16 protein-coding genes are annotated in these 20,113 nt (G+C 57.2%); 12 read left to right on the top strand and 4 right to left on the bottom strand.

What is annotated here, in order from left to right:
• Nucleotides 1–91 precede the first annotated feature (91 nt).
• The 3 genes from ACGHUK_RS11020 to ACGHUK_RS11010 form a co-directional block, all read right to left on the bottom strand.
• Entirely contained in the window at nt 92–940 is an 849-nt protein-coding gene (locus tag ACGHUK_RS11020) for a transporter substrate-binding domain-containing protein (RefSeq protein ID WP_390574313.1), read from the bottom strand.
• Between the two features lie 137 nt (nt 941–1,077).
• Nucleotides 1,078–1,890: an amino acid ABC transporter ATP-binding protein gene (locus ACGHUK_RS11015; protein WP_005944678.1), complete on the bottom strand. Its 813-nt coding sequence runs from the start codon at nt 1,888–1,890 to the stop codon at nt 1,078–1,080.
• 18 nt (nt 1,891–1,908) lie between these two features.
• Nucleotides 1,909–2,592 (bottom strand): amino acid ABC transporter permease, encoded by a 684-nt coding sequence (locus ACGHUK_RS11010; RefSeq protein WP_097775067.1) that lies wholly within the window; start codon nt 2,590–2,592, stop codon nt 1,909–1,911.
• 217 nt (nt 2,593–2,809) lie between these two features.
• Here ACGHUK_RS11010 and ACGHUK_RS11005 point away from each other — a divergent pair, with 217 nt between their 5' ends.
• The 12 genes from ACGHUK_RS11005 to ACGHUK_RS10950 all read left to right on the top strand — a co-directional run bounded on the left by ACGHUK_RS11005 (nt 2,810) and on the right by ACGHUK_RS10950 (nt 18,414).
• Nucleotides 2,810–3,985, top strand: a complete 1,176-nt coding sequence (locus tag ACGHUK_RS11005) for an NAD(P)H-dependent glycerol-3-phosphate dehydrogenase (protein WP_390574312.1) — start codon at nt 2,810–2,812, stop codon at nt 3,983–3,985.
• A 215-nt stretch (nt 3,986–4,200) separates the two neighbouring features.
• Nucleotides 4,201–4,998: a zinc dependent phospholipase C family protein gene (locus tag ACGHUK_RS11000; protein ID WP_390574311.1), complete on the top strand. Its 798-nt coding sequence runs from the start codon at nt 4,201–4,203 to the stop codon at nt 4,996–4,998.
• A 53-nt stretch (nt 4,999–5,051) separates the two neighbouring features.
• The gene (locus tag ACGHUK_RS10995; protein ID WP_390574310.1) at nt 5,052–6,308 is read left to right on the top strand and encodes an MFS transporter; all 1,257 of its coding nucleotides are present in this window, start codon (nt 5,052–5,054) and stop codon (nt 6,306–6,308) included.
• 393 nt (nt 6,309–6,701) lie between these two features.
• On the top strand, nt 6,702–9,452 hold the full coding sequence (locus ACGHUK_RS10990; protein ID WP_390574309.1) for an insulinase family protein: 2,751 nt from the start codon (nt 6,702–6,704) through the stop codon (nt 9,450–9,452).
• Nucleotides 9,453–9,829: 377 nt separating this feature from the next.
• On the top strand, nt 9,830–11,191 hold the full coding sequence (gene mgtE / locus ACGHUK_RS10985) for a magnesium transporter (RefSeq protein ID WP_291017182.1): 1,362 nt from the start codon (nt 9,830–9,832) through the stop codon (nt 11,189–11,191).
• Between the two features lie 486 nt (nt 11,192–11,677).
• On the top strand, nt 11,678–12,727 hold the full coding sequence (locus ACGHUK_RS10980) for a substrate-binding domain-containing protein (protein ID WP_390574308.1): 1,050 nt from the start codon (nt 11,678–11,680) through the stop codon (nt 12,725–12,727).
• 163 nt (nt 12,728–12,890) lie between these two features.
• Complete coding sequence (locus tag ACGHUK_RS10975) at nt 12,891–14,432, top strand: sugar ABC transporter ATP-binding protein (RefSeq protein ID WP_097775074.1); 1,542 nt, start codon at nt 12,891–12,893, stop codon at nt 14,430–14,432.
• Nucleotides 14,433–14,450: 18 nt separating this feature from the next.
• A complete protein-coding gene (locus ACGHUK_RS10970) occupies nt 14,451–15,449 on the top strand; it encodes a beta-methylgalactoside transporter (RefSeq protein ID WP_291014245.1) in 999 nt (332 codons plus the stop codon).
• Nucleotides 15,450–15,548: 99 nt separating this feature from the next.
• Nucleotides 15,549–15,869 (top strand): hypothetical protein, encoded by a 321-nt coding sequence (locus ACGHUK_RS10965; protein ID WP_291014248.1) that lies wholly within the window; start codon nt 15,549–15,551, stop codon nt 15,867–15,869.
• 100 nt (nt 15,870–15,969) lie between these two features.
• On the top strand, nt 15,970–16,956 hold the full coding sequence (locus tag ACGHUK_RS10960) for a TAXI family TRAP transporter solute-binding subunit (protein WP_242959987.1): 987 nt from the start codon (nt 15,970–15,972) through the stop codon (nt 16,954–16,956).
• Between the two features lie 14 nt (nt 16,957–16,970).
• Nucleotides 16,971–18,158, top strand: a complete 1,188-nt coding sequence (gene gltS, locus ACGHUK_RS10955) for a sodium/glutamate symporter (RefSeq protein ID WP_390574307.1) — start codon at nt 16,971–16,973, stop codon at nt 18,156–18,158.
• Between the two features lie 52 nt (nt 18,159–18,210).
• Nucleotides 18,211–18,414: a hypothetical protein gene (locus ACGHUK_RS10950; protein ID WP_005944644.1), complete on the top strand. Its 204-nt coding sequence runs from the start codon at nt 18,211–18,213 to the stop codon at nt 18,412–18,414.
• A 139-nt stretch (nt 18,415–18,553) separates the two neighbouring features.
• Here ACGHUK_RS10950 and ACGHUK_RS10945 read toward each other — a convergent pair whose 3' ends face one another.
• Complete coding sequence (locus ACGHUK_RS10945; protein WP_005944641.1) at nt 18,554–19,924, bottom strand: NCS2 family permease; 1,371 nt, start codon at nt 19,922–19,924, stop codon at nt 18,554–18,556.
• Between the last annotated feature and the right edge of the window lie 189 nt (nt 19,925–20,113).

Here is a 20,113-nt window from a genome sequence, read left to right as displayed (position 1 = left end):
CCCGGCAGACCGCAGTCTGCCGGGGTTTGCAATATTAAAATAAATATTCCGCTGAAAATGCCCAGAGCAAAGCGGAGGGCATTCAAATGATTCAGTTCTCCGCAGAAATATCCTGACCGAAATACTTCTCGCTCAGCTCCTTCAGGGTGCCGTCGGCACGCAGCTCCTCAATGGCGGTGTTGATGGCATCCAGCAGGGTAGCGCTGGCATCGCCCTTGCGCAGGGGGATGGCAACGTGGGATGCATCCTCGGTCTGGGCCACCAGCTTGAAATCTGCATCCGGATGGACGTTCAGGTAATCGTAGAAGGAGACATCAGCGTTCAGGGTGGCGTCGATGCGGCCTGCGGTGAGCAGCTGGATGGTCTCTTCCAGAGTGTCGATGCCCTGTACGGTGGCACCATAGCTCTCGGCCAGTTCCATGTAGGTGGAAGCAAGGCTGTTGGCGGTGGTCTTACCCTTCAGGTCCTCAAAGCTGGTGATCTCGTCGTTATCCTTGCGGACGGCAAGGGCAGTGTGGATGTAGCCGTAGGGCTCGGTGAAATCATAGGTCTTGGCGCGCTCGTCGGTCGCTTCCACGCCGTTGCACACGATGTCGTAGCGGCCTGCGTCCAGACCGGCAAACAGGCTGTCCCAGTCGCTTTCGACGTACTCCGGCTCCACGCCCAGCTTTTCGGCAATGGCGCGGGAGACTTCCACATCGTAGCCCACCAGAGTATCGGATTCGTCGTGGTAGCTCCAGGGCTGCCATGCGCCTTCCAGTGCAACAATCAGCTTGCCGCTGGACTGGATGTTGGACAGCTGGTCGCCAGCGGAGGGAGCCACAGAGGCGGCCGTGCCGGAAGCAGCGGTGCTGCCGGAAGAATTGGAGCAGCCGGACAGAGTCAGCACGCCGGCAGCGGCCATGACGCTCATAAGAGAAATAAAGGTTCTGCGTTTCATAGTTGGATTCCCTTTCCTCTATAAAAATATTTGTGAAATAAACTCCTTCAGGCAAAGAGGGAGACTTTCTGGTTTTGCCAAAGGCCCCATCCCGGAGGAGGCTGTCTGCGAAGCAGACTGGGGGAGTTGGTTAAACCTCACTCGGTGTGAGCGATCTTCCGCAAAAATTCGCGGGTGCGCTCCTCTTTGGGGTTGGCGAAAAACTCATGCGAGGGAGCCTGCTCCACTACCACGCCGTTCTCCATGAAAACGGTCTTGGAGGAAACATTGCGGGCAAAGCCCATCTCGTGGGTGACCACCAGCATGGTCATGCCCTCTTCGGCCAGCTGCCGCATCACGGCCAGCACTTCGCCAGTCAGCTCCGGGTCAAGGGCCGAAGTCGGCTCGTCAAAATAGATGATCTCCGGGTCGGAGGCCAGCGCACGGGCAATGGCCACGCGCTGCTGCTGGCCGCCGGAAAGCTGGCGCGGATAGTAGTCGGCTCGGTCGGCAAGGCCCACCTTTTCCAGCATCTTCATGCCAACGGCATCCGCCTGCTCTTTGGGCATTTTGCGGGCAATGATGAGGCCCTCGGTCACGTTCTGCAGGGCAGTCTTGTTGCGGAACAGATTGTAGCTCTGGAACACAAAGGCCGTCTTTTTGCGCAGCCGGGCAATGTCGGCACGGCTGGCCTGGGCAAGGTCGAACGTCTCACCGTCAAAGGTGAGCTGGCCTGCGTCGGCAGTCTCCAGAAAGTTCAGACAGCGCAGCAGGGTGGTCTTGCCGGAGCCGGAGGGGCCGAGGATGGCCACCACATCGCCCTTTTCCACGGTCAGGTCCACGCCGCGCAGCACCTGCAGCTCGCTGGTCACTTTGCGTGCACCGGGCCGGTGGAAGATGCCTGCCTGCAGGCGGGGCTTTGTGTAGGTGAAAAAGGACTTGTGGACGTTTTTGATCTCTAACATGGACATGGTTGCCACACTCCTTTCTTACTGGAAGCCGTGGGCGTTGAGCCGACGCTCCAGCAGTGCCTGCAGCTTGGTAATGACCGTGCAGAACAGCAGATACACCACGGCCACCTCACAGTAGATGGGCAGGAAGATGTAGGTGCGGGCGGCCACGCGCTGACCGGCCATGAACAGCTCGGCTACTGTGATATTGGACGCCAGCGAGGTGTCCTTGATCATGCCGATGAGCGAGTTGGAGAGGGCGGGCACTGCGGTGCGCAGGGCCTGCGGCAGCACGATGCGGCGCATGATCTGCCACCAGCTCATGCCCACGCAGTAACCGGCTTCCAGCTGGCCCTGCGGCACGCTTTCCAGTGCGCCGCGCATGGTCTCGGCACAGTAGGCACCCTCGTTGAAGGCAAAGGCGATGACCGCAGCAGGGAAAGCGTCCAGCATGATGCCCACGCTGGGCAGACCATAAAAGATGATGAACAGCTGCACCAGCAGCGGCGTGCCGCGGATGACCCAGATGTAGAACCGTGCGATCTGCCGCAGCACCGGCACATTGGCGTACTGCACCAGCGCAACGGCCACGGCAATGATCATGGCAAAAAAGAAGGAGACCAGCGTGAGCGGGATGGTCATGGTAAGGCCTGCCGTAAGGATACGGGGCAGGGCCTCCGCCAGCACGCTGACCGTACGGTTGGAAAGAAATGCTTCAAACATGAAAAATGTTCCCTCAGAACGGTATTCAAATACTTTGTAAATCGTAAGGATAAAGGTATTATAAGGCTTGGAGTGCGCTTGAAGTCAAGGGCTTTTTCTAAAATTCCTACAAAACCTACCAGAATACTATAGCATGAATCCGGATGGAGTGCAAACGGTTTGCTCAAAACGCGTGATGTGTACAAAAACGGACGACCCATCTGGAAAACTTTGTGCAATGCGGCAAGCGGTTGACGGCGCACCGGCTTTCGTGTACAATGAATATAACAACGCGCACCGGGCTTGGCCCGGCACAGGCGCAAATTCACCGCAGAGGGTGCAGTGCCCTTTGCGCGGTGCAGACACGGAGGATACGAACGTGACGAAGAAAAAAATTGGCGTTCTGGGTGCAGGTACCTGGGGCATGGCTCTGGCACGGATGCTGTGTGTCAGCGGCAATGATGTGCAGGTGTGGTCGGCGCTTCCGGCTGAGGTGGAGAGCCTTTCCGCTACGCGGGTGCACCCCAATCTGCCGGGCATGAAGATCCCGGAAGAGCTGCAGTTTACCAAGAGCATTGAGGAAGTGTGCACCGGCAAGGATGTGCTGCTGTTTGCAGTGCCGTCGGTATTTGTGCGCTCCACCACGGCCAAGGCCCGGCCTTACATCCCGGACGGCCAGATCCTTGTGGACGTTGCAAAGGGCATGGAGCCGGACACCTTATATACCATGACTGAGGTCATTGCCGACGAGCTGAACAAAGAGGGTGGCCCCAAAAACGCAAAGCTGGTGGCCCTTTCCGGCCCGACCCATGCGGAAGAGGTGGCGCTGGACATGCCCACCACCATCGTTTCGGCCTGCCCGGATGAAGCCGCTGCCGAGTATGTGCAGGATGTGTTCAGCAACACCTGTATGCGTGTGTACACCAACGCCGACATCAAGGGCGTGGAGCTGAGCGGCGCACTGAAGAATGTGATTGCGCTGGGTGTTGGCATCTCCACCGGCCTTGGCTACGGCGACAACGCCCGCGCAGCCCTCATCACCCGCGGCATTGCCGAGATCGCCCGGCTGGGCGTGGCCATGGGCTGCAACATCCACACCTTTGCGGGTCTGGCCGGTATCGGCGACCTGATCGTGACGGCAACCAGTATGCACAGCCGCAACAATCGTGCGGGCATTCTGATCGGCAAGGGCAAAAGCCCGGAGCAGGCCGTGAAGGAGGTCGGCATGGTGGTGGAGGGCATCAATGCCCTGCCCGCCGCCATGGAGCTGGCCGCAAAGTACAATGTGGAAATGCCCATTGTGCAGACGGTGAACGCCATCGTGAAGGAGGGCATGAGCGCCAGCGACGCGCTGCGCACCCTGATGGACCGCAACCGGAAGAACGAGATGCCGCAGGGCTACGAAAAAGTCTGAATTTTAAGGGAGAAGGCACAGCTGTCTGCAGATGGCTGTGCCTTTTTTGCTGCGCGGCCTGCCCACTGGCCGAAAACACAAAATAATTCAAATTTTTTACCAAAATCAGACGTAAAAGGGTAGAAGGTCGGGAAACTTTCTGCTATACTGAAACAGAACGCAAAAACCGGGGGACGTTTTGTGCACCCTGTCGGAGAGAAAGAGAGGAATCTGCCATGCCGTCAACTTATGCGCACCGCCGCTTTGGCACCAATGTGCTGGAACATCTGCCGGATGAACTGCGTGCTCAGCTGGAACAGAACCGTGAGCTTTACGATATCGGCCTGCATGGGCCGGACCTGCTGTTTTATTACCATGCTGCCAAGTCCAACCCGGTGGGTGCACTGGGCAATGCCATGCACGAGGAGCCGGGGCGGGTCTTTTTTGACCGGGCGCGCAGGGTGGTGCACTGCGAGGCAGACCGGGATGCTGCGCTGGCCTATGCACTGGGTTTTGTCTGCCACTTTGCGCTGGACAGCACCTGCCACCCGTATGTGGAGCAGTTCACCCGGGAAAGCGGCGTGACCCACTGCGAGATCGAGACCGAGTTTGACAACATGCTGCTGCGCCGGGACGGATACGACCCGCTGAAGTTTTTCACAGCCAGCCATATCCACCCGTCGGAACAGAATGCAAAGACGATCGCGCCCTTTTACGAGGGCATCTCGGAGCAGGTGGCGCTGGACTCGCTCAAGGGCATGATCTCAGTGCACAGGCTGCTGCAGGCGTCCAATCCTGTCAAGCGCTGGGTGGTGCTGACAGGCATGAAGGTGGTGGGCAAATACGACATGCTGCACGGACTTGTGGCAAACCCGCAGCCGAACCTGAAGTGCGTGGAGAGCGGCAAGCGGCTGGAAGAACTGTATGCGCAGGCGCTTCCGCTGGCAGAAACGCTGATCCTGGAGTTTGTGGCAAAGCTGGACACGGACCAGCCCCTGAGCAAGGCCTTTGACCACACCTTCGGGGAGTTTTGAGCGGGCACAAAAAATGAGGGTGCACCGCCCGGCGGTGCAGGGAGAGAGTAAAAATGCAAAGCGAAAAATTCAAGGTGACCCCGCTGGAGCGGTCATGGATCCTGTACGATGTGGGCAACTCGGCCTTTGTGCTGATGATCGCCACACTGGTGCCCATTTTCTTTAATGCGCTGGCCGGGGCCGGGGGATTGAGTCCGGTGAACTATCTGGCCTACTGGGGCTATGCAAGCTCGGTGGTCACGGTGATCACGGCAGTGCTGGGGCCGATTTTGGGCACGCTGGCCGATACCAGAGGCTTTAAAAAGCCCATCTTCATGCTCTGCCTGTTCGTGGGCGTGGCAGGCTGCTGTGCTATGGGCCTTGCCACTACATGGCTGCCGTTCCTGATCATCTTCATCCTTGCAAAGATCGGCTTTTCGGGCAGTCTGGTGTTCTACGATTCCATGCTGGGCGATGTGACCACCCCGGAACGCATGGATGTTGTGTCTTCGCAGGGCTATGCATGGGGCTACATTGGCAGCTGCGTGCCCTTTGTGGTGTGTCTGGCGCTGGTGCTGGGCAGCGGGGCCATCGGCCTGAGCCAGATGACCGCCCTTTCCGTGGCGCTGCTCATCACCGCTGTGTGGTGGCTGGGCACCACCCTGCCGCTGCTGCGGAACTATAAGCAGATCAACTATGTGGAGGTAGAGCAGCACGCCATCCAGCAGAGCTTTGTGCGCATCGGCCACACCCTCAAGCATCTGCGCGAGGATAAGCAGGTGTTCTGGTTCCTGCTGGCCTTCTTCTGCTACATCGACGGCGTGTATACCATCATCGATATGGCCACCGCCTACGGCACGGCACTGGGGCTGGAGACCACCGGCCTTTTGCTGGCCCTGCTGGTAACGCAGATCGTGGCCTTCCCTTCGGCGCTGATCTTTGGTCGGCTGAGTGCAAAATACCCGTCCAGCCAGCTTATCCCGGTCTGCATCGCAGCCTACACCGGCATTGCGGTGTTTGCCTTCTTCCTGACCAGCCAGTGGCAGTTCTGGGTACTGGCCGTGCTGGTGGGCATGTTCCAGGGCGGCGTGCAGGCACTGAGCCGCAGCCACTTTGCCAAGATCATCCCGGCTGAAAAATCCGGCGAATACTTTGGCCTGTTCGACATCTGCGGCAAGGGCGCGTCCTTCCTTGGCACCATGATCGTGAGCGTGGGCAGCCAGCTGACCGGCAGCGCCAATGTGGGCATTGGGATGCTGGCGCTGCTGTTTGCAGTGGGCTTTGTGCTGTTTCGGGTGTCCTGCCGGACTGAGGGCGCAAAACAGGTGTAAAAAATACGATTTAAAATTGTCGATGCTTTCGCTTTGGCAATATCAGAGGAAATATTATTTTATAATTTTGCAAACAAGCCAGCCCTGCGGGGCCGGCTTGTTTCCTTTTTCACGGGAAGGGGGGCGTGACGGCAAACGGCATATTGTTGCCATTACGCAGTAAAGATGCAGTTTTCGGCAGCGACTCTATTCGTGAAAGTGCGTTTGGAGCGGCCCGCAGGCCGCGACAAATGCGAAATAAAAATAAAATTTCCGCTGAATATGGCCAGAGTGTAACGGAGGCCATTTTAAATCGTCCTTCTGGTTATAATTAACAAACCGGTAATTGTCTTTTTGAGCGGCGAATGATACAATAGTGTCAAACGATTTCAAAACCACAAAGGAGAAAACGAAATGGAACGATTTCCCGGTTATACCCTCGTGCGTACCGAGGACTGCCCTGAACAGCACGGAACCCTGACCGTGCTTACCCACGATGTGAGCGGTGCCACGGTGCTGCTGGTGGAAAATGAGGATACCAACAAGGCGTTTGGCATCGGCTTTGGCACCTTCCCGTCCGATGACACCGGCGTGTTCCACATTCTGGAGCACTCGGTGCTGGCAGGCAGCGAAAAATACCCGGTGACCTCGCCGTTCTTGCAGCTGCTCAAAAGCAGCATGGCATCTTTCCTGAATGCGATGACCTTCCCGGATAAGACGGTCTACCCGTTCGCTACGCCCAATGAGACCGACTTCAAAAACCTGATGGATGTCTACCTGAACGCGGTGTTCTGCCCGCTGGCTATGGTGGACAAGAGCGTGTTTGAGCAGGAGGGCTGGCACCGCAGTGCCGACGGCACTGTGAGCGGAGTGGTGTACAACGAGATGCAGGGCGCTCTGGCTGCACCGGATGCTCAGTTGGAAAATGCACTGGAACGGGCCATGTTCCCGGATACGGCCTACGGCTTTGTTTCCGGCGGCGACCCGGCCAGCATCCCGGCGCTGACCTATGAAAAGTATAAGCGGGTATATCACCGCCACTACAGCGCCGACAACTGCTGCATTACCCTCTATGGCAAAATGGATATGGCTGAAAAGCTGGAACTGCTGGACAGGGATTATCTCTCCAAAATGCCCAAGGGCACCAGCCGTCCGCAGCTGACCGTGCAGCACGAGCAGGCGGGTGCCTGCGTGGAACTGCCCTACTATACCGAAAACCCGGAGCCGGACGAGGTGCAGTGTGCTCTGGCATGGTACACCGGTGCCTTTGCAGACCGGGAGCGGCAGCTGGGCGTGGAGATCCTGCTGGATGCCCTGCTTGGCACCAATAACTCCCCGCTGAAGGCGGCGCTGCTGGCCGAAAAGCTGGGCGCAGATATTGACATTGGCTTTGACGACAGCACCCTGCAGCCGGTGCTGGAACTGGTGCTGCGCGGTGCCACCGAGGAGAGCGCCCGCAAGTTTGCTGCCGCTGTGCGCAAGGCGGTGGACGGCATTCTGGCCGAGGGCATCCCGCAGGAACTGCTGTTGGCTTCGCTGAACGCAGCAGAGTTTGCATCGCTGGAGCGCCCGGGCACCCTGCCAGACGGCGTGCTGGATGCCATCAACGCTTCTACCGGCTGGCTGCACACCGGCGATCCCACTCTGCTGCTGCACACGGACAGACTGTTTGCTTCCCTGCGGGAAAAGCTGGCCGATGGCTGGTTCGATGAGCTGCTGCATGAGCTGTTTGCACCGGCTCCGGTGCAGGTGGTGCAGGTGCCCACCCTGCCTAAAAAAGAGGAGGACGAACCTATCCGCACCGACGGCAAGCTTGTGCTGGAGCACCCGCTGACCGTTGCCGACCTTGGCGACGGAGCAAGGACGGCCCCAGGTGAGCGGGAACTTCTGGCCGGTGCGCAGCTGGTGCATCACCCTTCGGCAGGCAGCCTGTACCTGAACTTCTACTATGACCTCGGTAATGTGAAGCCTGAGGACATGCCGTATCTGGACCTGCTGACCGATGTGCTGGACGAGCTGGACAGCACCGAACACACCGCTCAGCAACTGAACACTCTGCGCAGCACATGGCTGGGCGACAGCCGCACCCAGCTGGACATCTGGACTGGGCGGCAGGAGGGTGCACCCTGCCATGCCAAGCTGAGCCTGTGCCTGAGCCTGCTGGAACGCAGTCTGGAAAAGGCTGTGGAGCTGGGCGGCGAATGGCTGTATGATACCATCCTTACCGGCCCGGCGGCAGAAGCTGCTTTTGCACGTGTGCTGAGCCAGCAGAAGTTGAACATGGAACAGCAGTTCATCCAGCAGGGCAATGTATACGCAGCCACCCGCGCCAGTGCCCACTACACGGTGGACGGTGCGGTGAGTGAACGCTGCAGCGGTGTGAGCTATTACAAGTTCTTGTGCGGCGTGCAGGAGCGCGGCAATTGGGCAGCACTGGGCGAAAAGCTGGATGCCCTGCGCACAGAGGTGCTGCAGCACGCGGAGCTGACGGTCAGCCTGTACGGCAGCGAGGATGCCCTTGCAAAGCTGCGCACTCTGCTGCCGGACAGCCGCTTTGCTGCCGAGGGCCGCGCTGCGGCAAAGCCCTATGTGGAGCCGCTGACACTGCCGGTGAACGAAGCGTTTATCATTGACGGCGGTGTGAACTACGATGTACAGGTATGGCCCATGGAGCGCCGCAGCGACCGCAAGGCGCTGGCCCGCGTGATGAGCTACGAATACCTGTGGCACAACATCCGCGAGGTGGGCGGCGCTTACGGCACCGGAATGCTCTCCTCGGACGGCGTGGAATACCTGTACACCTACCGCGACCCCCATGTAAAGGAAAGCTACGACACCTTTGCAAAAGGTCCGGCAGAACTGGCAGCACGGGAGTACACCGAAAAAGACCTGAACGATTTTATTGTGGGTACTGTGGCCAAGCTGGACACCCCTCGCAAGCCGCGTGCTGAGGCCCGCGAGACGGACCGCCGGTATTTCTGCGGCATCACTGATGAAATGATGGCGGCAGACCGCAAGGCCCTGTGTGCGGTGGATGCCGCACTGCTGAAGGAGCAGGCCGCAGAGCTGGGTGCCGCCATGGCAAACGGCGTGCGGGTGGTGTTTGGCAGCAAGGATGCTGTGGAAGCCGCAAAAGAACTGTTTGATACGGTAGAGACCCTGTAAGCAAAGAGCCTTCCATCCCGCCCGGGACATGCTCTGACAGGATAAAAGTGCCTGATGATACGAAAAATGTCATCGGGCACTTTTACTTTTTGTAAAGAAACGGAAAAATTTAAAAAGCAGGGTTGACGCAGCAAAAAAGCAGTGGTAAAGTAATGGGCGGAAAAGGCAAAAAGTGTCTTTTTACAACAGGAAAACGAGGTGGTTGTCATGGAACCTGCTGGCAGTAGCAGCAGTCTTTCTCCCCGATTATTTTATATGATGGCAGCCGCCGTTTCTGCTTTGCGCAGACCCTGCTGTGTGTGAATGCACACGGTGCGTGTTTGCGTTCCCTGAAAAGAAGAAACGAGAGCTGCCACTGAAAAGGAGGCAGCTTTTTTATGTCTGAAATCTCGATCGATACCCTCAAGACCATGCTGGCAAATCTGGACGATGCCAAGAAATACCAGAGCCTGCGGGATGTGATGGAAACTCTGCCCGCGCCCGACCTTGCGGCGGTATTTGAGGATCTGCCTGCAGAAAAGCTCCCGGTGCTGTTCCGTCTGTGCCCGAAGGATCTGGCCGCAGATGTGTTCACCGAACTGGCCCCTGAGACCCAGCAGAAGCTGATCGACGGCCTGACCGATACCGAGCTGAAGGCTGTTGTGGACGAACTGTTCGTGGACGATGCCACCGACCTTGTGGAGGAAATGCCTGCCAACGTGGTCAAGCGCATTCTGGGTCAGGCCGACCCCACCACCCGCCGCATGATCAACGAGCTGCTCAAGTACCCGGAGGACTCGGCCGGCGGCGTGATGACCACCGAGCTGATGGAGCTGCGGCCGGACATGACCGTGGCACAGGCTATGGAGGCCATCCGCAGGAATGGCTTTGACAAGGAGACCATCAACAACTGCTATGTGACCGATGACAGCCGCAGGCTGATCGGCGTGGTGTCCCTGCGGGCGCTGGTGCTGGCAAAGAACACAGAAGAGCCTATCAAGGACCTGATGGATTCCAATGTGGTCAGCGTGAGCACCACCACCGATCAGGAGGATGTTTCCAACCTGTTCGAGAAATACGGCTTTCTGGCTATTCCGGTGGTGGACGCCGAGAACCGGCTGGTGGGCATCGTGACCATTGACGATGCCATCAGCATCCTGCAGGACGAGGCCAGCGAAGATATTGCAAAGATGAACGCAATCGGCCCCTCCGACAAGCCCTACTTCAAGCAGAGTATGTGGGACCTGTACAAGAGCCGCGCACCGTGGCTGCTGTTTTTAATGATCAGCGCCACCTTCTCCAGTCTGGTCATTCGCGGCTATGAGGACGCACTGGCCGCTGTGACCGTGCTGACTGCATACATCCCCATGCTGACCGACGCAGGCGGCAACGCGGGCAGCCAGAGCACTTCCACCATCATCCGCGGCATGGCGGTGGGCGATATCCAGCCCCACGATCTGCCACGCATCCTCTGGCGCGAGAGCCGCGTGGCCTTGCTGTGCGGCGGCACGCTGGCCGTATGCAACTTTGTAAAGCTGCTGGTGTTTGACCGCATTGCGGCTCCGGTGGCACTGGTGGTGTGTCTGACCCTGATCTGCACCATCCTGCTCTCGCAGATCATCGGCGGCATTCTGCCGGTGGCGGCAGAAAAGCTGCATGTGGATCCGGCCGTGATGGCTTCACCCCTGATCACCACCATTGTGGATACCACCACGCTGCTGATCTACTTCAACATTGCAAAGATGCTGCTGCATCTGTAAAAGATACTCGGATCGAGATGCCCGGAGGCTCAGGAAAGCTTCCGGGCATTTTCTTTGCAAAAGGCGGGCGGCAGGAACCGGGAATGGCAGGCGATTTGCAGAAAATTGCAGAAATGAAGCGAAAAAATGCGGAAGAACAGGGATGAACTATTCCTGAAAATATTTTTCAAGATATACAAGAAATGAAAAAGCTGCAAAAACCGGACGATGCAACATTTTGTAATCTTTTTGAGAGAAAAATGACATAATTTTTTTGCTTTTGTAGGGGGGTTGCAAATGTATGAAAAATTGTGATGTTTCGAGAAAAGAAATTGGCGAGCCCAAAAAGCATTTGTTGAAATAGCACAAAAGAACTCCTTCAATCTTGTGAACTTGTTCTCTTGAACAGTGGGGTGCTGCAAGGGTATAATACGAACAGGAATTACAGGTGCATGCAAGATTGCTCCTGTGAAAATGCTGAGATACGAATTGAAGGAGAACATTATTATGAAAATGATTTCGCGTCGTGACTTCCTGAAGGCATCTGCTGTTGTTGGTGCAACTGCTGCTATGACCGCCTGCGGCGGCTCTTCCAGCACTTCTACTGCTGCTTCTTCTGTTGCTGCATCTTCTGCTGCTTCCAGCGCTGCTGCAACCAACGGTTCCGCAAACATCGGCGTGTGCATCTATCAGTTTGCTGATAACTTCATGACCCTGTACCGCTCCGATCTGGAAGAGTACCTGAAGGACATGGGCTACTCCGTCACCATCATGGACGGCAAGAACGACCAGAACACCCAGACCGAGCAGATCAACACCTTCCTGCAGCAGGGCGTGGACGTGCTGGTCATCAACCCCGTGCAGACCACTTCCGCACAGACCATCGTTGATACCGTCAAGCCCTCTGAGACTCCTATCGTCTTCATCAACCGTGAGCCCGACAAGAGCGTTCTGGACTCCTACGCAGACAAGTGCTGCTACGTTGGTGCTGACGCACGTCAGTCCGGTACTTATCAGGGCGAGCTGATCCTGGAGACCGAGACTCAGGGCGATATCAACGGCGACGGCAAGATCACCTACATTATGTGCAAGGGCGACCCCGAGAACATCGATGCTCAGTACCGCACCGAGTACTCCATCAAGGCCCTGACCGATGCAGGCAAGGAAGTTGAGTGCCTGTACGAGTACCTGGACAACTGGGATCAGACCACCGCTCAGCAGGACGTTGCAAACGCTCTGTCTCAGTACGGCGACAAGATCGAAGTTGTCTTCTGCAACAACGACGCAATGGCACTGGGCGCTCTGCAGTCCATCCAGCAGGCAAGCCGCACCGTCGGCAAGGATATCTATCTGGTCGGCGTCGATGCTCTGGCAGAGGCTGTTCAGGACGTTCTGGATGGCAACATGACCGGTACCGTGCTGAACGACGACGTGGGTCAGGCTACCGCAGCTGCTGAGGCTACCAAGCTGTACGTCGAGGGCTCCAAGGTCGAGCAGTACTACTGGGTCGACTATGTGAAGGTGACCAAGGACAACGCTTCCGAGTACGTGAAGTAAGACCAAAGTTTTCCTGAAACAATGCAAGGTGCGCAGTGGACCTTGACGGCTTGAGCAAAGCTATAAAGCGCGTGCGTGCGAGAAATATTCTCCGCGCACGCGCCTTGTTTTGAAAAAAGGTTTTTCTGCGGCCTTATAATAAACGACAAGGAGGCTCTGCGGAATGTCAGAATACCGTCTGGTAATGAAAGGCGTGGTCAAGACCTTCCCCGGCGTCAAAGCGCTGGATCACGCCCAGTTGGAGCTTCGCCCCGGTAAGGTCATGGCGCTGATGGGTGAAAACGGCGCCGGTAAGTCCACACTGATGAAATGCATGTTTGGCATTTACAAGATGGACGAGGGCGAAATTGAATACGAGGGCGAAAAAGTTACCATCACCACCCCTCTGGATGCACTGAACCGCGGCATTGCCATGGTGCATCAGGAACTGCAGCCGATCCCGGCACGTACTGTGGCCGAGAACATCTGGCTGGGCCGCTACCCCACCAAAAAGTACGGTCCTATTACGGTGGTGGATCACGCCAAAATGTACAAGGATACGGAGGAGCTGCTGAAAAAGCTGAAGCTGGAGATCAATCCCCGTGCAAAGCTTGGCTCTCTGAGCATCGCACAGATGCAGATGGTGGAAATTGCAAAGGCTGTTTCCGCAAACTGCAAGGTGCTGATCCTGGACGAGCCCACTTCCTCGCTGACCGCAAACGAAGTTGAGTCGCTGTTCCGCATCATGCGCGAGCTGAAGGCTCTGGGCGTGGCACTGGTCTATATCAGCCACAAGATGGACGAGATCAAGGTGATCGCGGACGAAGTCACCATCATGCGCGATGGCCAGTACATCGGTAAGTGGGACGTTGCCAACATGACCAAGGAGCAGATCATTGCAAAGATGGTCGGCCGTGAGCTGTCGAACCTGTATCCCCCGCTGGAGAACCATCCCTCGGACGAGGTGATGATGAAGGTGGAGGACTTTACATCCATTCATCCGCGCTCCTTCCGCCACTGCAGCTTCGAGATCAAAAAAGGCGAGATCCTGGGCGTGGCCGGTCTGGTGGGCGCACAGCGCACCGAGCTGATGGAAGGCATCTTCGGCCTGCGTGCCCATACCTCCGGTAAGGTGTGGATCAAGGGCGAAGAGGTGAACATCAAGCAGCCCCGCGACGCCATCCAGAAGAGCGTGGCTCTGCTGACCGAGGACCGCCGTGCCACCGGCATCATGGGTGTGCTGAGTGTTGCGGATAACATCTCCATTGCATCGCTGGATGCCCTGCGCAAGGGTCCCATCATGCTGGACAACAAGAAGATCCTGGATCTGGTGGCTACCAACAAGGAAAAAATGGCCATCAAGGTGCCCAGCCCCAAGACCCAGATCAAGAGCCTTTCCGGCGGCAACCAGCAGAAGGTGCTGATCGCCCGCTGGCTGGCCAACAACCCCGATGTTCTCATTCTGGACGAGCCTACCCGCGGCATCGACGTTGGTGCAAAGTACGAGATCTACTGCATCATTGCCGATCTGGCAAAGCAGGGCAAGAGCATTATCATGATTTCCTCTGAAATGAGCGAGATCATCGGTATGTCCAACCGTGTCATGGTCATGTGCGATGGCCGCATCACCGGCTTTATCGACGGCAAGGACGCTACGCAGGAAAACATCATGGCGCTGGCTACCCAGTTCGAGACCGCACCTGACGCAGCTGCGGCAAATCAGTAATTAAGGAGGCTGTCTATCGTGGAAGCTACCAAAAAATTGAATGGCAAGGCTGTGGGCAAGTGGCTCAGCAACAACGCCATTATTATGATGATGCTGGCCATCACTCTGATCGTTGGCATCATGCACCCCAACTTCTTCTCCGGCACCAACATGATCAACCTGTTCAAGAACGTGTCCATCCGCTACATCATCGCTCTGGGCATTTCCGGCTGTCTGATCACCACCGGTAACGACCTGTCCGCTGGCCGTCTGGCTGGTTTTGCCGCATGTCTGGCCTGCATTTTTGCGCAGACCGAAGGCGCTTCCGGCAAGTTCTACCCCAATATGCCCACCCTGTCCACCCCCGTGGTGTTCATTCTGGTCATTGCCATCTGCGCCATCGTGGGTCTGTGCAACGGACTGGTGGTCAGCTACCTGAAGGTGCAGCCCTTCATTGCTACCTTGGGTATGCAGCAGGTGGTCTACGGTATCTGCCTGGTGTACACCGGCGGTACCCCCATCGGCTCTTTGAACAAAAACTTCACCTCTCTGGCCTCCAACACCATCATCGGTGTGCCTGTGCTGATCTGGATCGCTCTGATCGTGGCCGGGTGCTTCTGGTTCCTGTACAACAAGACCCGTCACGGCAAGTACATGTACGCCATCGGCGGCAACGAAGCTGCTGCTGAGGTGGCCGGTGTCAACGTCAACGCCACCAAGATCCGCATCTACATCCTGGCTTCCTGCATGTTCGGTCTGGCAGGCTGCCTGCTGGCTGCAAAGTCCGGCGGCGCATCCGTCAACACCGCACAGGGCTATGAGCTGGACGCCATCGCAGCCTGCACCATCGGCGGTGTTTCCACCACCGGCGGTGTCGGCACTGTGCCCGGCGTTCTGGTCGGCGTTCTGGTCTTTGAGCTGATGAAGGTGGCGCTGCAGTTCATGAACGTGAACTCCTCCTACACCTACATCGTTCAGGGCCTGGTCATTATCGTGGCTGTGGCTATCGATATCCGCAAGTATCTGGCAAAGAAGTAAGAGCTTTTTCTGTGGGTCGTCTGCTTTTGGGCAGACGGCCCGCTTTTTTTATTTGCATTTGTGTGGTATTATAATAAAAACACCATCAGGAGGTACGTTATGGCACAGGAAAACCGAACAAGGGAGCAGTTCACAGAGGAGCTTGCCCGGCGGGAAGCTGCCCTTGCGGCCCGGGAAGAACAGCTTGCACAGGAGCAGGCAGAGTTGGCCGCGCAGAAGGTGGATTTTGAGGAAGGAAAAAAGAGCCTGCTCAACAACGGCGACAAAAACTTTGTGAATGCGAAAGAAAAGATGTATGATCATTTTCCGCTGACCGTGCACCAGATGGATATTATCATCGGAGTGCTGTTTGCACTGATCGCACTGTTCCTTGTGCTGGGGGTGACCCATACCAGCTTCTTCGGGCTGTTCGGAGGGTAAGTGCATTCCTTTTCTGCAGCAGGTGATTGCATTTCATCCGCAATGTGCGTATAATTTAGGATAAAAGCTCTGCCGCACTGCGGCGGCAGGAAGAGGAGTGGTGATCTTGAAAAAGAAATGGCTCGCGGCGGTGCTGGCCGGAGCTTTGCTGGCAGCAGCGCTGCTGAGCGGATGCTCGTCGGTGGAGACCGTTAAACGGCTACGCTTCGGCGTGGCTGGCGAGGGCGGCATCTACCGGGAGTTCGGTGAGCGGTTCGCAGCATTGGAAAATGAGACGGATAACGGGCAGGTGGAGCTGAAGGCTACCGCCGGTTCCGCAGCGAACCTGCGTCTGCTGGCCGGCGAATACCTGCAGCTGGCCATTGCACAGGCAGACCTTGTGCAGGATGCCTATGACCAGACCGGCATCTTTGCCGACGAGGAGGAAAGCCGGGGCTTTGGTGCCGTGGCGGCGCTGTACACCGAGACCTGTCAGGTGGTGGTGCGGGCGGATTCCGACATCCAGTCCATTGAGGACCTGCATGGCAGGACGGTGAGCATTGGCGCGGAGGAATCTGGTTCGGAGCAGAACGCGCGGCAGATCTTATCTGCCTATGGTCTGAACGACAAGATGGTGAGCATGGTAAACCTGAACTATGAGGATGCCGCTGCCCAGCTGAAGGCGGGCAGGGTGGATGCCATCTTTATGACAGTGGGCGCGCCCAGCCCGGTGCTGACCGCTCTGGCAGGCGAGTGCGGCATCCGGCTGCTGAACGTGGACGGTGCGGCAGCACAGCGTCTGCAGAGCGCTTACAGCGCCTACAGCAGCGTTACGCTGCCGGCAGGCACCTATCCCGGACAGACGGAAAAGGTGCAGACGGTGGGCGTGAAAGCCGTTCTGCTGGCCAGCAACGCGCTGCCTGCAAAGCAGGTGCGGCAGCTGACACAGCTTCTGTTCTCCAGCCGGGAAGGGCTGGAAGAGCAGCTGGGCATCCCGCTGGACCCGGAGGAAAACGCAGTAGAGGGCGTTGGCATCCCGTTCCATGCGGGTGCGGCCGCATATTATAAGGCGGCAGGAATTACGGTCGATGAAGCGGCTGGGAACTGAGGGAAAGTAGAGCAATGAAGATCGAATTGGATATGTATCAGACACTGGCCGTTGCTGTGCTGGTGCTGATGCTGGGCAAATTTTTGCGGGCAAGGGTGCAGGTGCTGGAACGTTTCTGCATTCCGGCTCCGGTCATTGGCGGCGTGCTGTTCGCCATTTTTACCTGTGTGTGCTATGTGACCGGCGTTGCCGAGTTTGCATTTGATGATATTCTAAAGGAAGTCCGCATGGTGATGTTTTTCACCTCGGTGGGTTTCCAGGCAAACCTCAAGGTGCTGAAAAGCGGCGGAAGAGCGATGATCGTGTTTCTGGGCGTGGTCATCGTGCTGATCGTCAGCCAGAACTTTGTAGCCGTGGGACTGGCAAAGCTGCTGGGCGTGGATGCGCTGGTGGGCCTTTGCACCGGCTCCATCCCCATGGTGGGCGGTCACGGCACCGCCGGTGCCTTTGGCCCGGTGCTGGAGGACTTTGGCATTCAGGGGGCCACCACCCTGTGTACGGCAGCGGCCACCTATGGCCTGATTGCAGGCAGCATGATGGGTGGCCCCATCGGTAAGATGCTCATTGAGCGGCACAACCTGCTGGCCACGGTGGTACCGGAGGATGACAGCCTGCTGGTGGAAGAAGAAATGAAGCACGAGCGCCACACCACCATGTACCCGGCGGCAAGCTTCCAGTTGATCGTCGCCATGGGCATCGGCACGGTGCTGTCCAGACTTCTGAGCCTGACGGGCATGACCTTCCCCATCTATATCGGTGCCATGATCGCGGCGGCCATCATCCGCAATGTGGGTGAGTATGGCGGCGGCTACACCGTGTATATGGGCGAGATCAATGACATTGGCGGCATCTGCCTTTCGTTGTTCCTGGGTATGGCCATGATCACCCTGAAGCTGTGGCAGCTGGCAGAGCTGGCCCTGCCGCTGATCGTGCTGCTGGCTGGGCAGACCCTGTTCATGATCCTGTATGTGGTGCTGGTAGTGTTCAACATCATGGGCCGCGATTACGACGCGGCGGTGATCGTATCCGGCACCTGCGGCTTTGGCATGGGCGCAACGCCCAACGCTATGGCCAACATGCAGGCCATCTGCGATAAATATTCGCCCTCGGTCAAGGCGTATCTGCTGATCCCGCTGGTGGGCAGTCTGTTTGCGGACTTTCTGAACAGTCTGGTCATTACGGTGTTCATCAATTTTATCTGAAGCTGATCTTTACAGTTCGGGCGGGCTTCCGCACCGGGAAAGGAGACGTGCAATGTCGCTTTATCACCATCTGAAAACGTGGCTCGGAAAAAAGCGGGAGCATTCCCATGAGGAAGAAACCGTGGCCGTGCCGGAAATCCATACCGGCAAGGTGGCACATCATACGGATGCGGACGGCACTCCGGCGGCAGATAAGCCGATCCACTATGATAACGTGGCTATCCCGGAAGTGCATATCCACCCGCGGCGCAAATAACCCCGATTGCTAAAAAAAGAATAGTTCCACGCCGGACAGCCCGGAGCGAATGCGCAGGCTGTTCCGGATCACAGGAAGCAGAAAAGCTCCCGTCCATCATCAGGACGGGAGCTTTTTTGCTTGCGGTAAGATCAGCGGCTTAGAGGAACACGTACTTGAGGATGAACAGCACGGTCAGCACATACATCAGGGGGCTGATCTTCTTTTCCTTGGCCTTGCCGGTGACCAGATTGATCAGGGTCCAGGAGATGACGCCGATGGCGATGCCCTCGGAAATGCTGTAAGCGGTGGGCATGGCCAGAATGGTCAGGAAGGCGGGGATGCCCTCGCTGGGGTCATTGAAGTCGATCTTGACGGCGGAACCCATCATGTAGAAGCCCACGATGATCAGGGCCGGAGCCGTTGCAAAGGACGGGATGGTGAGGAACAGCGGGCTGAAGATGGTGGCCAGCAGGAACAGGATGCCGGTGGTCATAGCGGTCAGACCGGTGCGGCCGCCCTCGGTGACGCCGGAAGCGCTCTCGACGAAGGTGGTGGTGGTGGAAGTGCCCAGCACAGCGCCTGCGCAGGTGGCGATGGAGTCGGCCATCAGTGCGCCCTTGATGTGGGGCAGCTTGCCGTCCTCGTCCAGCATGTCGGCCTTGGAGGCAACACCGATCAGGGTGCCCAGAGTATCGAACAGGTCAACGAACAGGAAGGAGAACATGACGGCGAAGAAGTTCAGGATGCCAACGCCGGAGAAATCGGTCTTGAATACCTGGCCGAAGGTCTTGCCCAGCGCGGAGAAGTCGAAGCTGACGAAGGCGGTGGGAATGACGGAGTACATGCCTGCGTCGGGGTTGGGAACATAGATGCCGGCGATCTCGCAGAGGATGCCCAGCACCCAGGTGATAAGAATGCCGTACAGGATGCCGCCCTTGACCTTTTTAACCAGCAGAACGGCGGTGATCACGATACCCAACAGGGCCAGAATGGCACCCACGCCTACGCTGGAGAAGGTGTCGCCCTTGAAGTGCTGGTAGGTGACGAGGGTGGAATCGCTGTTGACGATCAGTTTTGCGTTCTGCAGGCCAACGAAAGCAACGAACAGGCCGATGCCCACGCTGACGGCGCTCTTCAGGGTCATGGGGATGGCATTGAAGATGCCCTCACGGACATTGGTGAGGGACAGCACGATGAAGATGATGCCCTCTACAAAGACGGCCATCAGGGCCAACTGCCAGCTGTAGCCCATGGTGAGAACGACCGTGTAGGAGAAGTAGGCGTTCAGGCCCATGCCGGGTGCCAGTGCAAACGGATAGTTGGCAAGCAGAGCCATAAGCGCAGTGCCAACAAAGGATGCCAGCGCGGTGGCGATCAGAACGGCTTCCGAATCCATGCCGGAAGCAGAAAGGATGTTGGGATTGACCGCAAGGATGTAAGCCATGGTCATGAAGGTGGTGATACCTGCCATGATCTCGGTCTTGACATCGGTGTGGTTCTCCTTCAGATGAAAGATGTTTTCTAACATGAGGAACCTCCTGATTCAGATAAAACATCCCGTCCGTGCGTGGGACGAGAAAGAACAGAACCTATTGTAACATTTTACAAAAGCATTTGTCCACAGAATAAACACACTTTTTTCATTTTCTGTCCAAAAATCGCAAATGAGTATGACTTTGAAGGTTTTCTGCGGGTCTGCCACAAATTTTGATGGAGA

Origin of the sequence: Faecalibacterium sp. i25-0019-C1, from assembly GCF_042854225.1 — a bacterium.
In the GTDB taxonomy this organism is placed as follows: Bacteria; Bacillota; Clostridia; order Oscillospirales; family Ruminococcaceae; genus Faecalibacterium; species Faecalibacterium taiwanense.
The sequence above is the reverse complement of the archived record's forward strand: the minus strand, read 5'-3'. Positions and strand labels throughout refer to the sequence as shown.

Coding starts and splice junctions, on each gene's coding strand:
- ACGHUK_RS10950 (WP_005944644.1), top strand. CDS start 18,211: ATGTCGCTTTATCACCATCTGAAAACGTGGCTCGGAAAAAAGCGGGAG.
- ACGHUK_RS10975 (WP_097775074.1), top strand. CDS start 12,891: ATGTCAGAATACCGTCTGGTAATGAAAGGCGTGGTCAAGACCTTCCCC.
- ACGHUK_RS10965 (WP_291014248.1), top strand. CDS start 15,549: ATGGCACAGGAAAACCGAACAAGGGAGCAGTTCACAGAGGAGCTTGCC.
- ACGHUK_RS11005 (WP_390574312.1), top strand. CDS start 2,810: ATGCGGCAAGCGGTTGACGGCGCACCGGCTTTCGTGTACAATGAATAT.
- ACGHUK_RS10995 (WP_390574310.1), top strand. CDS start 5,052: ATGCAAAGCGAAAAATTCAAGGTGACCCCGCTGGAGCGGTCATGGATC.
- ACGHUK_RS11020 (WP_390574313.1), bottom strand. CDS start 940: ATGAAACGCAGAACCTTTATTTCTCTTATGAGCGTCATGGCCGCTGCC.
- ACGHUK_RS10990 (WP_390574309.1), top strand. CDS start 6,702: ATGGAACGATTTCCCGGTTATACCCTCGTGCGTACCGAGGACTGCCCT.
- gltS (WP_390574307.1), top strand. CDS start 16,971: ATGAAGATCGAATTGGATATGTATCAGACACTGGCCGTTGCTGTGCTG.
- ACGHUK_RS11010 (WP_097775067.1), bottom strand. CDS start 2,592: ATGTTTGAAGCATTTCTTTCCAACCGTACGGTCAGCGTGCTGGCGGAG.
- ACGHUK_RS11000 (WP_390574311.1), top strand. CDS start 4,201: ATGCCGTCAACTTATGCGCACCGCCGCTTTGGCACCAATGTGCTGGAA.
- ACGHUK_RS10980 (WP_390574308.1), top strand. CDS start 11,678: ATGAAAATGATTTCGCGTCGTGACTTCCTGAAGGCATCTGCTGTTGTT.
- ACGHUK_RS10945 (WP_005944641.1), bottom strand. CDS start 19,924: ATGTTAGAAAACATCTTTCATCTGAAGGAGAACCACACCGATGTCAAG.
- mgtE (WP_291017182.1), top strand. CDS start 9,830: ATGTCTGAAATCTCGATCGATACCCTCAAGACCATGCTGGCAAATCTG.
- ACGHUK_RS11015 (WP_005944678.1), bottom strand. CDS start 1,890: ATGTCCATGTTAGAGATCAAAAACGTCCACAAGTCCTTTTTCACCTAC.